This is a genomic window from Streptomyces sp. MK7, from assembly GCF_032658145.1.
Taxonomy (GTDB): Bacteria; Actinomycetota; Actinomycetes; order Streptomycetales; family Streptomycetaceae; genus Streptomyces; species Streptomyces spiralis.
Genome location: NZ_JAVACL010000089.1, coordinates 1 through 11,556 on the forward strand (window position 1 = coordinate 1; position 11,556 = coordinate 11,556).

10 protein-coding genes and 1 pseudogene are annotated in these 11,556 nt (G+C 71.3%); 2 read left to right on the plus strand and 9 right to left on the minus strand.

What is annotated here, in order from left to right:
- Positions 1–30: 30 nt before the first annotated feature.
- Positions 31–1,164, plus strand: a complete 1,134-nt coding sequence (locus R2S09_RS39170) for an aromatic ring-hydroxylating dioxygenase subunit alpha (RefSeq protein WP_316746008.1) — start codon at positions 31–33, stop codon at positions 1,162–1,164.
- Positions 1,165–1,211: 47 nt separating this feature from the next.
- Here R2S09_RS39170 and R2S09_RS39175 read toward each other — a convergent pair whose 3' ends face one another.
- The 6 genes and pseudogenes from R2S09_RS39175 to R2S09_RS39200 form a co-directional block, all read right to left on the minus strand.
- Positions 1,212–1,421: a hypothetical protein gene (locus R2S09_RS39175; RefSeq protein ID WP_316746009.1), complete on the minus strand. Its 210-nt coding sequence runs from the start codon at positions 1,419–1,421 to the stop codon at positions 1,212–1,214.
- A 2-nt stretch (positions 1,422–1,423) separates the two neighbouring features.
- The gene (locus R2S09_RS39180) at positions 1,424–2,173 is read right to left on the minus strand and encodes an SDR family oxidoreductase (protein ID WP_372337859.1); all 750 of its coding nucleotides are present in this window, start codon (positions 2,171–2,173) and stop codon (positions 1,424–1,426) included.
- 24 nt (positions 2,174–2,197) lie between these two features.
- Positions 2,198–2,632 (minus strand): alpha/beta hydrolase, encoded by a 435-nt coding sequence (locus R2S09_RS39185; RefSeq protein WP_316746011.1) that lies wholly within the window; start codon positions 2,630–2,632, stop codon positions 2,198–2,200.
- 113 nt (positions 2,633–2,745) lie between these two features.
- Positions 2,746–3,075 (minus strand): annotated as a pseudogene (locus tag R2S09_RS40865) (alpha/beta fold hydrolase); the annotation flags it as partial.
- Between the two features lie 114 nt (positions 3,076–3,189).
- Positions 3,190–3,900, minus strand: a complete 711-nt coding sequence (locus R2S09_RS39195) for a hypothetical protein (protein WP_306193017.1) — start codon at positions 3,898–3,900, stop codon at positions 3,190–3,192.
- Positions 3,901–4,015: 115 nt separating this feature from the next.
- On the minus strand, positions 4,016–4,744 hold the full coding sequence (locus R2S09_RS39200) for a glutamine amidotransferase-related protein (RefSeq protein ID WP_316746015.1): 729 nt from the start codon (positions 4,742–4,744) through the stop codon (positions 4,016–4,018).
- A 76-nt stretch (positions 4,745–4,820) separates the two neighbouring features.
- Here R2S09_RS39200 and R2S09_RS39205 point away from each other — a divergent pair, with 76 nt between their 5' ends.
- The gene (locus R2S09_RS39205; protein WP_316746017.1) at positions 4,821–5,729 is read left to right on the plus strand and encodes a LysR family transcriptional regulator; all 909 of its coding nucleotides are present in this window, start codon (positions 4,821–4,823) and stop codon (positions 5,727–5,729) included.
- 20 nt (positions 5,730–5,749) lie between these two features.
- On the opposite strand, the gene R2S09_RS39210 is transcribed toward R2S09_RS39205, so the two are convergent.
- From R2S09_RS39210 to R2S09_RS39220, 3 genes are all read right to left on the minus strand, one after another.
- Positions 5,750–7,615, minus strand: a complete 1,866-nt coding sequence (locus R2S09_RS39210) for an endo-1,4-beta-xylanase (RefSeq protein WP_316746019.1) — start codon at positions 7,613–7,615, stop codon at positions 5,750–5,752.
- A gap of 150 nt (positions 7,616–7,765) precedes the next feature.
- On the minus strand, positions 7,766–10,558 hold the full coding sequence (locus tag R2S09_RS39215; RefSeq protein ID WP_316746021.1) for a glycoside hydrolase family 48 protein: 2,793 nt from the start codon (positions 10,556–10,558) through the stop codon (positions 7,766–7,768).
- Between the two features lie 214 nt (positions 10,559–10,772).
- Positions 10,773–11,556: cellulose binding domain-containing protein (locus R2S09_RS39220; RefSeq protein ID WP_316746023.1), on the minus strand; the 784-nt coding region annotated here is incomplete at its 5' end.

Sequence of the window (11,556 nt, forward strand, 5' to 3'; positions counted from 1 at the left end):
TCGCGGCTGACCTCTTTCGAAGGTGACACGATGACCATCACCAACCTGCCCTCCAGCCTGATCTCCACGCTGCCCGGCGAGCACTACACCGACCCCGGGATCTTCGCCCTCGAGCAGGAGCGCATCTTCGAGACCATGTGGTTCTGCGTGGCCCGTGCCTCCGAACTCGCCAGGCCCGGACAGTTCCGCACCTGCCAGGTCGGACGGGAGAGCGTGCTCGTCTCCCGTGCCCGGGACGGCTCGGTCAAGGCGTTCCTCAACATCTGCCGGCACCGCGGGGCCAGGCTGTGCACAGAGGAGTCCGGCGAGGTCAAGCGCGCCTTCCAGTGCCCGTACCACGCCTGGACCTACGGACTGGACGGCAAGCTGGTCGCCGCGCCCAACCTGACGTCGATGCCGGACATCGACCGGGTCGCCTATGGCCTGGTCGGCGTGCACGTCCGCGAGTGGCTCGGCTACGTGTGGGTGTGCCTCGCCGACACCCCGCCGTCCTTCGAGGACGACGTGGTCGGCGCCGTGGTGGAGCGTCTGGGCGACGCGCGGGTGATGGAGAGCTACGGCGTCGACGACCTCCGGGTGGGCCGCCGGATCACCTACGACGTCAGGGCCAACTGGAAGCTGATCATCGAAAACTTCATGGAGTGCTACCACTGCGCCACCATCCACCCGGAACTCACCGAGGTGCTCCCGGAGTTCGCCGACGGCTACGCCGCCCAGTACTACGTCGGCCACGGCGCCGAGTTCGGCGAGGAGATCAAGGGCTTCACCGTCGACGGCTCCGAGGGCCTGGACCGCATCCCGACGGTCGCCGAGGAGCAGGACCGCCGCTACTACGCGATCACGGTCAAGCCGCAGGTGTTCATCAACCTCGTCCCCGACCACGTGATCTTCCACCGGATGTTCCCGGTGGCCGTCGACCGCACGATCGTGGAGTGCGACTGGCTCTACCTCCCGCACGTCGTCGAGAGCGGTAAGGACGTCGGCCGGTCCGTGGAGCTCTTCGACCGGGTCAACCGCCAGGACTTCGACGCCTGCGAGCGCACCCAGCCGGGGATGGGCTCCCGCGCCTACGCCAAGGGCGGCGTCCTCGTCCCCAGCGAGCACCACATCGGCGCCTTCCACACCTGGGTCCACGACAGGCTCGGCACGGCGCCCGCCCACTGAGCCGGCCCCGCCGCGCCACCGGCCCCGGCCACCCGAACCGACCAGGATCAGCGTGCGTCGGGAGAGGTGCCCGCCAGGTCCAGCAGGACCGCCGAGGCCAGCCCGCACAACGCGCCGATCGCCATGGACCAGGCCGGATACCGCGTGCCCGACCGGCCGAGCGCGGGGACCGCGTTCTTGAGCGCGGGTCCCTGCGCGCGGCGTTGGCCGGCGGCCCGGTCCCCGGTCGGCCGGCGGCCGGTGGGACCGGGCCGCACGGCTACCGGCCGCCGGAGACCGTCATCGTGGTACCGGTCACGTAGCCGGCGGCCGGTGACATCAGCCAGCCGACCGCCTCGGCGATCTCCTCGGGCCGTCCGACGCGGCCCATCGGCACCCCGCTCTCGGCGAGGCGGTCCACGTCCGCCGGGGCCATGTCGGTGGCGATCAGACCGGGTGCCACGGCGTTGACCCGGACGCCCTCCCGCGCGACCTCGTTGGCCAGACCCCGGGTGAGGCTCTCCACGGCACCCTTCGTCGCCGCGTAGGCGACCGTGCCGTAGATCCCGCCCGTCCTGGCGGCGACCGAGCTGATGTTGACGATGGCTCCGCCCTGGCCGCCGTGCCGGGTGGAGAGCCGGCGGACCGCCGCGCGGCAGCACAGCAGTGGTCCGAGGACGTTCACCGCGAGCAGCCGCTCCAGGGCGCGCGCTTCCTGCTCGTCCAGAGGGCGGGCCTCGCCGAGGATCCCCGCGTTGTTGACCAGCCCTGCCAGTGCGCCCAGTTCGGCCTCCGCCTGCTCGAACAGCGCCGCGACCTGCCGCTCGTCGGCGATGTCGGCGGCGATGGCCCGGGCCCGTCCGCCGTCGGCGACGACGGCGTCCACGACCGCGGCCGCGGCCTCCGCGTTGCCGGCGTAGTTCACCGCGACCGCGTGACCCCGCGCGGCGAGCCCGCGGCACACGGCGGCGCCGATGCCGCGGCTGCCGCCGGTGACGACGACCAGATCTCGTGTCTCCATGCGTGCCATGTCCGCCCTTCCTGCCTCGCGTCCTCACCCGTTCACCAGACGCAGGATCGCCTCCGCCGTGGCCTGCGGGGCCTCCCGGGGCGGGAAGTGCCCGACGCCCGGCATCAGGACCCGTTCGTAGTGACCGGTGAACAGGTCGTCCTTGCCCCCGGTGGTACGAGGGAGGTTGTCGCCGTCGCGCTCGCCGTGCAGCACCAGGCACGGGACGCGGACGGGGGCCGGATCGGCGAGCCGGTCCTCGATGGCCTGGTAGGCGGGGTCGCCGGGCGCCTCGCCCCAGCGGTGCGGACAGGCATGGACGCTGATCTCCGCCCAGTCGGTGTTGTCCCACGCGGTGGCCGCCTGATCGAAGCCTTCGGTGAAGTCCCATCCGGGTGACCAGGAGCGCCACAGGTAACGGGAGAAGCCGCGCCGGTCGCGCTCGACCGTCCGGCGGCCGCGGGCGGTGGGACGTACCACTCGGACCAGTAGGCGTGGGCCAGCGGGTAAGGCACGCCGCTGTCGGGCCGGTCGGTCGCGTGTCCCGCCGAGAGGGCGACGAGAGCACGGATCCGCTCCGGGAAGAGGACGCCGACGACGTACCCGGCGCGAGCCCCCCAGTCGTGCCCGGCGATCACCACGTCGTGCAGGTCCAGGGCCTCGACGAAGTCGTGGAGATCCTGGCCGAGCGCGCCGATCTGCCCGCTGCGGAGCCGGCCGGCCTCCTGGAACCGGGTGTCCCCGAAGCCGCGCAGGTACGGCCGGTACACCCGGTGACCCGCCTGGTGCAGACGCGGCAGCACGCCGTCCCAGCCGTGGATGTCGTCCGGCCAGCCGTGCACCGCCACCAGCGCCCGGCCGTCCTGCGGGCCATCGGCCTCGTAGGCGATCCGCAGGGCGGGAGTCTCGACGTAGTCGCGCACGCCGGGCCGGGTGATCCGCTCCGGGCCCCTTCAAACGAGCGATCCGGCCGGCCATGACGGCGGCGGGCTCCCACGAGCGGCGGGATCGGGACCTCGCACACCGCGCGTGGCTCATCACCGTACGCGGGCCAGCTCCCGTACCTGGTGGTAGCCGTCCTCGTCGTGCCTGACCCGGACCAGGGCGTCGACCAGCCGGACGAACTCACGGTCGTCGTCCACGAGCGCGCGCAGGGACATCGCGTCCTGGTCGAGGTGCAGCCGGTCCGCGGCGTCGAGCACCTTCTTGTCCACGAACGGGCACAGCTCGCTCCACAGCAGCTGCGCCTCGCGGCAGAAGGCGTCGACGACGTCGTCGTCCACGTTGGCGAAGTGCCGCAGCAGCTCGCGCTCGCGCTCCGGGTCGCGCCCGGCGTCCTCCCGCAGCTCCCCGAGGTCGCCCCCGTGGTCCTCCTGGAGGTGCAGCGCAGCGTCCGTCATGGCCGTGCTGATCCGCCTGACGTCGCCCTCCGGGTATCCGGCGTCCCTGAGCGCCCCGGCGATCCGGTCGGCTCCCGCCCGGAGCACGTGTCCCGCCGTCGACCACTTGCGGTCACGCATTCCGACGAAGGTGCGCACGGCCGTCTCCGGGGTCACCCGGGCATCGCTGAGCGCAGCGAGCTGGAACATCTGGAACAGGGCATGGGGGGACTCCTTCAGATGGATCTCGGCCTCCTCCGAGAGGCTCTCGCGTCCGTACCGCTTCAGCAGCGCGCCGACGATGTCCTTCTGGTCCGTGTCGCCTGCCGTCCGCCGGCCCTTGCCGGTGTCCTTCTTCGCGCCGGTCATGCCTGCTCACCTCCCGACCGCGCCTGCCAGGCCCCGCCGCGCCGGCGAGGCCGCCGCGGTCGTCCGCATCCGCTTCCCGGCTTCCCTGTCCCGCCTGCGCTAACCGCTGTGCGGCTCATCGGGCGCGGGCATGGGTGCGGGGGCGGGCGTGGGCGACGGCGGCCTCGGCCAGGCCGGTGATCAGCGGGTGCGCCCGGGTGCCGTCGCCGTCCAGTTCGGGCTGGAAGAGGGTGGCCAGGAAGAAGGGATGGGAGGGCAGTTCCGCGATACGGACCTCACCGGACTCGTCGGTGCCGGTGAACGCCAGGCCGTGGGCACGCAGGACGTCCAGATGCCGCGGGTTGGGCGCGTAGCCGCAGTGGTAGCGCGCCTGCGTGCGGTCGGCTCCGATCAGGCCGGCGGCCCGGGAGCCGGGGGAGACCCGGACGATGCCCTCATGGCCGACCAGCGAGCAGGCCAGCGGAACGATCACGCTGTCCTCCTCGGCGGCCGCCGGATCGTTCTCGGCGTGGGCGGCACGGTCCAGTCCGCAGACGTTGCGCGCGAACTCCAGCAGGACGTGCTGGAAGCCCGCGCAGGTGCCCAGGAAGGGGATGTCTCCCTCGCGTGCCGCGCGGATCGCGGACAGGACCCCGGCCTCACTGCGGTAGGGGCTGCCCGGCAGCACCCAGACCGCGTCGAAGCCGTCCACGCCCCGGCCGGCGTCCTCGGTGGCGATCCAGTAGGCGTCGAGGTCCAGTCCGTCCCGCACCCGCAGTGCCTGAAGCAGGCCGGGGACACGGGTGTGCGAGCGAACGGCGTCGGAGCGGTCACCGACCAGGGCAAGGCGCGCGGTGTGATCCATGACGACGATCCTGCCGGTGACCGGCCATCGCGTCCAACGATGATTCGCGCATCTCGCATAAGCGATACTGATCCGCATGGATCCGCATCTGCTGCGCACCTTCGTCGCGGTCCTCGACCACCGGTCCTTCTCCCGCGCCGCCGCGGCCCTCGGCTACACCCAGTCGGCCGTCTCCCAGCACATCACCGCGCTCGAAGCGGACCTCGGCACCCGGCTCGTCGAACGCCGGCCCGTCGCCCCCACACCGGCCGGGGAGCGGCTGATGGAGCACGCGCCCGCCCTGCTGCTGCGGCTGGACGCCGCCCGAGCCGACCTCGCCCGCCTGCGGCAGACCCGGCCCGAGCGGCTGGCCCTGGCCTGCTCGCCCGCTGCCCTCACGCCCGCCGTCGCGCAGGCCCTCACCCGGCTGCGCGCCGCCGCCCCCTCCTTGTTCCTGGAGGTACGGGTCCTGGGCCGGGAGCCGGTGATCGAGGACGTCCTCACCGGCCGTGCCGGCCTCGGTCTCGTCGACGGCGTCGCCGCCCCGAGCGACCCGCTGCCCCTGCCGGACGTCGGCCCCGCGACCGTCCTCGTGGCGGCCGAGCAGCCGCTGGCCGTCCTCTTCCCCCACGGCCATCCCCTGGCGGAGCGCCGCGCGGTGCGGCTCACCGATCTGACGCAGGCCCAGTGGATCGACGCCGCCGACACGGCCGTCCCCCTCGACCGGCTGCGCGCCCTGTGCCGTACGGACGGATTCCGTCCCCGGATCAGCCATCGCGGCACCGACCTGTACGGCCTCGCCGCCCTCGCGGCGGCCGGGCTCGGGCTCACCGCCCTTCCGCTGTCCCTGGCCGCCACGCTGCCCGGTCTCACCGCGGTCCCGGTCGAGGAGCCCCGCCTCGTCCACCGCACGGAGCTGGTCCATGTGACCCGTCCCACCGCCGTGGCACGGCAGTTGGCCGATCTCCTCGTCACCGAGGCCGCCGGCGGCGCCCGCATCACCTGACGCCGCCGGCCGGTGAGCCGTCAGGGTTCGGTGCCGACGGCGAGCGTGCCGTTCACGTACGCGGTCACCTTGGTGGTGTCGGCGTAGGCGGTGTTGGTGGCGCGGCTGTAGTCGTCGCTCTCGGCGAAGTTGGACCAGTCGCTCTTGTTGAAGCGGGTCTGGATGTCGCCGGTGGACCTGCCGGCGGCGAGGGTTCCGGCGCCGGTGGTGAAGCCGATCTCCAGGTAGTGGTCGGCGCCCGCCTTCGGGGTGGACATCGCCACGACCTTCCGGGTGACGTTCGCGCAGCCGATCTGGGCGTAGTCGCACCATGCGCTGTAGGTGTCCGGGCCGCCGTCGCCGGTGAAGTAGTAGCGCAGGGTCACCGTCGACAGGTCCAGCGGGTCGGTGCCGGTGTTGACGACCTGGAGGCCGGGCTTGATCTGGTTGTCACCGGGGGCGGTGTCGTTGTTCTTGTACTGCACCTTGAACGCCCCGGTGCCGGTGCCGCCGCCGGCCTGGGTGGTGGCGGTGACGGCCGCCGACGCCGACGACACGTTCCCCGCCGCGTCCTTCGCCTTGACGGTGTACGTGTACGTGGTGGACGGCGTGAGCCCGGTGTCGGTGAAGGACGTCGAGGTGCTGCTGCCCGCCTTCGTCCCGTCCCGGTAGATGTCGTAGCCGGTGACCCCCACGTCGTCCGTCGACGCCGACCACTTCAGCGACGCCGAGGTGTCCGTGGTGCCGGAGACCGCGAGGCCCGCCGGCGCCGACGGGGGCGTCGTGTCGGACACGCCGGGCGCGAGGGCGTCGCGGACGGCGGCGTACGCGGGCTTGGGCTGCAGGTTCTCGTCGTAGAGGCAGGCGGCTCCCTGACCCTGGAAGGTGCTGGGAACCCACGAGTACTTGTCGTCGAAGTCCCACACCGTGATGCCGACACAGCGGGAGACGCCGAGGCAGGCCTCGGTGACCTGGCGGTAGTAGTCGGCCTGGGTCGCGAGCTTGGTGGCGTCCGACGGCAGTTGCATGCGCACGTCCAACTCGGTGATGGCGACATCGAGCCCGAGGTCGGCGAAGCGCTGCAGGTTCTGGCGCATGTTCGTGGGGAAGCCGTACTGGATGGCCAGGTGTCCCTGGAAGCCGATGCCGTCCAGCGGCACGCCCTGGCTCTTCAGGTCGCCGGCCAGCCGGTACATGGCGTCGGCCTTGGCGCCGGTGCCGTCGGTGTTGTAGTCGTTGATGTACAGCTTGGCGTCCGGGTCGGCCGCGTGTGCGGTGCGCAGCGCGTCCGCGATGTACTTCTCTCCCATGGCGTTGTAGAACGGGTCGGCCCGGAAGGTGCCGTCGTCGTTGAAGGGCTCGTTGACCACGTCCCAGGCGTAGATCTCGCCCTTGTAGTGGCTGACTTCCTTGGTGATGTGGTTCTCCATGGCCGCCTGGACCTGGCCGGCCGGCAGGCTGCTCACCCAGCCGGGCAGCTGACTGTGCCAGACCAGGGTGTGACCGCGTACGCGTTGGCTGTGCGCCTGGGCGAAGTCGACGATCTTGTCGCCGCCGCTGAAGTTGAACTGGCCCTGCTGCGGCTCGGTGGTGTCCCACTTCATCGAGTTGCCGGGCGTGATCACGCCGAACTCGCTGCCCAGGACGGCGGTGTACGGCGCGTCGGAGAGTTCCGGATTGTCGGTGGCCGAACCGAAGTAGCGGCCCTGGGCCTCCGCCAGCTGGTCCAGGGCGCTCGTGCCCGCTGCGAGAGCGGGCGAGGCCGTCCCGGCGGCGAGCAGTCCGGAGGCGGCGGTCACGAGCGCGGCCAGCGTGCACACGAGCCGCTTGCCGCGCAGGGAGCGGACCGGCTTCTCAGCGGCGGACGCGGAGGACCGTGATCGTGGCGGAGGCAGGGGAAAAGGCATGGCGGTTTCCTTCCGAGCGTGGGCGGGGGTGCGCCGGAGGCGTGACTGCGGCAGCCGTCACACGCGTGTGACGGCGGCGTGCTTGGAACCCGGTGGCGGGAGGGACATGGGACGGGCCTTCTCCTCCCGCCACCGGAGGTGCGAGGGGGCCTACGGTTCGGTGCCCCACGCGAGGGCGCCGCCCACGTAGCCCGTCACCTTGGTGCTGTCCGCGTAGGCGGTGTTGGTGGCGCGGCTGTAGTCGTCGCTCTCGTCGAAGTTGGACCAGTCGCTCTTGTTGAAGCGGGTCTGGATGTCGCCGGTGGACCTGCCGGCGGCGAGGGTTCCGGCGCCGGTGGTGAAGCCGATCTCCAGGTAGTGGTCGGCGCCCGCCTTCGGGGTGGACATCGCCACGATCTTGAGCTTGACGTTGGAGGAGCCCAGGGCGGCGTAGTCGACGGAGGTGTTGTAGGTGCTCGAGCCGCTCTCGCCGGTGAAGTAGTAGCGCAGGGTCACCGTCGACAGGTCCAGCGGGGCGGTGCCGGTGTTGACGACCTGGAGGCCGGGCTTGATCTGGTTGTCACCGGGGGCGGTGTCGTTGTTCTTGTACTGCACCTTGAACGCCCCGGTGCCGGTGCCGCCGCCGGCCTGGGTGGTGGCGGTGACCGCGGTGGAGGCCGGGGAGACGTTGCCCGCGGCGTCCTTGGCCTTGACCGTGTACGTGTACTTCGTCGACGCCGTGAGCCCGGAGTCGGTGAAGGACGTGGTGGCCGAGCTGCCGGCCAGGGTTCCGTCCCGGAAGACGTCGTAGCCGGCCACGCCCACGTCGTCGGTGGACGCCGTCCAGGTCAGGGACACGCCCGTGGCCGTGGTCGCCGACACCGTCACGTTCTTCGGGGCGGTCGGCGGGGTGGTGTCGCCGGTGCCGGTGCCGCCGCCGACGACGAGTTCGGCGTAGACGGCGTAGGCCATGGCGATGTCCGCCTGGGCCCAGAAGCGGTGGTAGGTGAAGGTGGGCGCGGCCCCGCCGTTCAGACAGGCCTGGACCTTCGGCCAGTCCGGGTCGTCCTTGTACCACGAACGGATCGAGAGGAACGTGGACTTGGAGTCGATGGGGTCGCCGTTGGGCATCTTGCCCGACCAGCCGGACGGCACGTACACCGGGTCGGCGAACCGGCTGTAGTCCTTGCGGGTCTCCGGCGTCGAGATGCCCTTGTCGTCGGCGAAGTCCGCCATCACGTCCAGGAGCTTCTTGGCGAGGTCGGCGGAGGCGGTGTCGCCGGACTTCGCCGCATAGTACGTCAGCGTCTTGACGAGAGCGGCGGCCACCCCGACGTCGTTGCTGTAGTCCACGACCGTCACGTGCAGGTCGGTGTTGCCGCCCGCCGAGCCGCTCAGCCAGGTGACCGGCTGCCCGGTCCAGTTCAGGTTGGACGGGATCTTGAAGTCGGTGGCGGTGACCGTGGTCTGGGACACGGCCCACTTCACCCACTTGTCCAGGATGCCCTTGGCGGTGGCGTTCCCGGACACGTAGTAGTACTCCGCGAACCGCTCCATCGACCAGCACTGGAAGCCGAACCAGTTGTTGCTGGGCGGGTCGTGGAAGACCGGCTGCCAGTCGTAGGCCATGCCGTAGAACGTCGTGTCACCGGCCGGCGGAGTGCCGTACTGCCCGTCCCAGCTGTTGGTCGCGCCGCCCGCGATGGCGCCCTCCACGGACTGCAGCCACTGGAAGAACTCCAGCTGTCGCTGCAGACTCTTGGACCAGTCGCTCTGGGCGGTCGGTGACTTCGGGGTCAGGCTGGGCACGCTGGACAGGGCCCAGGCGGCGAGCGGGTTCTGGTAGCCCTGCTGCGCGGCGCTGTCCCCGATCCGCCAGGCCCAGCCGCCGCCCGGTTCCGCACCGCCCCAGGCGTAGTACCACGACAGCAGGTAGTGCGCGGAGTCCCGCCCGCCGGCGGCCGAGCAGGAGTGCGGGTCGGTGCAGTCGCCGACCTTCTTGAAGTATTTGTCGAACAGTGAGTACCGCAGGTAGTCGCCCATCTTGGCGGCCTTGGCCACCGACGCCGAGACCGCGGACGCGTTGCCCTGGGCCGAGGCCCACCGGAACGCCCAGTACGCAGCCTGCACCGCCCTGGCGTCGGCGTCCGGGGCGTTGGTGTACTTCCACTGCTTGGCGTAGCTGCTGTCCTTGACGAACAGGTCGAGGTAGCCGTTCGCTCCGCCGTACTTGAACAGGTCGGTGGTCGGCTGCGGAACGGTCTCCCACACCGATTCCTGTGCGCCGCGCTGGTAGCTGTTGATGTAGGACGGGCCGGTGGCCGTGGGGCCGTTCTCCCCGCCGGTGCCCGGGGTGTTGCCGTAGCCGTAGACGTTGTCCACGTCCAGCAGCCAGTGCATCCCGTAGATGTCCGGTGTGCCGTAGGCCGAGTTCAGCTCGCTCGCGAGCGGGTCCTGGCCGACCGCCACCGTGCCGTCCAGCGCGGAGGGGTACTTGTCGACCTCGGGCCACTCCGGGGCGTACGTGGCCGGAGAGCTGGGGTTGTACGAGCCGTTGCTCGGCTGGTCGTCGTGGGTGGGGATGATGTACTTCTCGGCCGTGGCCCACGCGTTGTTGAACGGCGTCCAGTCGGCGGTCACCCGGCCGTAGGTGGCCTCCAGCCAGAACCAGAAGCTGAACGCCTCAGATGTGGTCTGGTGGCCGTGGTCCGGAGCCTCGACGATCAGTGTCTCCACGCAGTGGAACGGGATGCCCTCGGGCGAGAAGTAGCCGTTCGCCGGGTCCTTGATCTTCTTGTACTGGGTCAGGAACGCCGTGGTGTACGGGTCGTCGGCGACGGCCGCGGACGCCTTGGCCGTCGTGGCCGGGGTGGCCGCTCGGGCGAGCGTGGGCGTGACGGCCGCCCCGAGAACGGCGCCGCCGATCGCGGCAGCGAACCGCCTGCGCGACATGGGGGTGGACATGACATCTCCTGGGAGGGAAGGGGCCTTCGGACGTGCCGTCCGGTGGGGAGGCGAGGGGGGTCCGGAGCACGGCGCCACCCTGGTGATGGCGCCGTGCTCCGGGGCCCGGCCGCTGCCCGGAGCGGGGCGAGACGGGAGAGGGGCGGCCGGGCTGCTTCGTGGGATGCCCCGGGTGGGGGTCATCGAGGGTCCCGCTCCCGCACCTGGGGGCCTGTCAGGGTTCGGTGCCGACGGCGAGCGTGCCGTTCACGTACGCGGTCACCTTGGTGGTGTCGGCGTAGGCGGTGTTGGTGGCGCGGCTGTAGTCGTCGCTCTCGTCGAAGTTGGACCAGTCGCTCTTGTTGAAGCGGGTCTGGATGTCGCCGGTGGACCCGCCGGCGGCGAGGGTTCCGGCGCCGGTGGTGAAGCCGATCTCCAGGTAGTGGTCGGCACCGGCCTTCGGGGTGGACATCGCGACGACCTTGAGCTTGACGTTGGAGGAGCCCAGGGCGGCGTAGTCGACGGAGGTGTTGTAGGTGCTCGAGCCGCTCTCGCCGGTGAAGTAGTAGCGCAGGGTCACCTTGGACAGGTCCAGCGGGTCGGTACCGGTGTTGACGAGCTGCAGGCCCGGCTTGATCTGGTTGTCGCCCGGGGCGGTGTCGTTGTTCTTGTACTGCACCTCGAACGCCCCTGTCCCGGGGCCGGTGCCCCCGCCCGCCTGGGTGGTGGCGGTGACCGCGGCGGAGGCCGCCGACACGTTCCCCGCGGCGTCCTTGGCCTTGACCGTGTAGGTGTAGGCGGTGGAGGCGGTCAGGCCGGTGTCGGTGAAGGTGGTCGAGGTGGTGCTGCCCACCTTCGTGCCCGCCCGGTAGACGTCGTAGCCGGTGACGCCGATGTTGTCCGTGGCGGCCGTCCACTTCAGCGACACCGAGGTGTCCGTGGTGCCGGAGACCGTCAGACCGGTGGGCGCGCTCGGAGCCGTGGTGTCCGGGGTGCCGGGGTCACCTCCGCCCGAGACG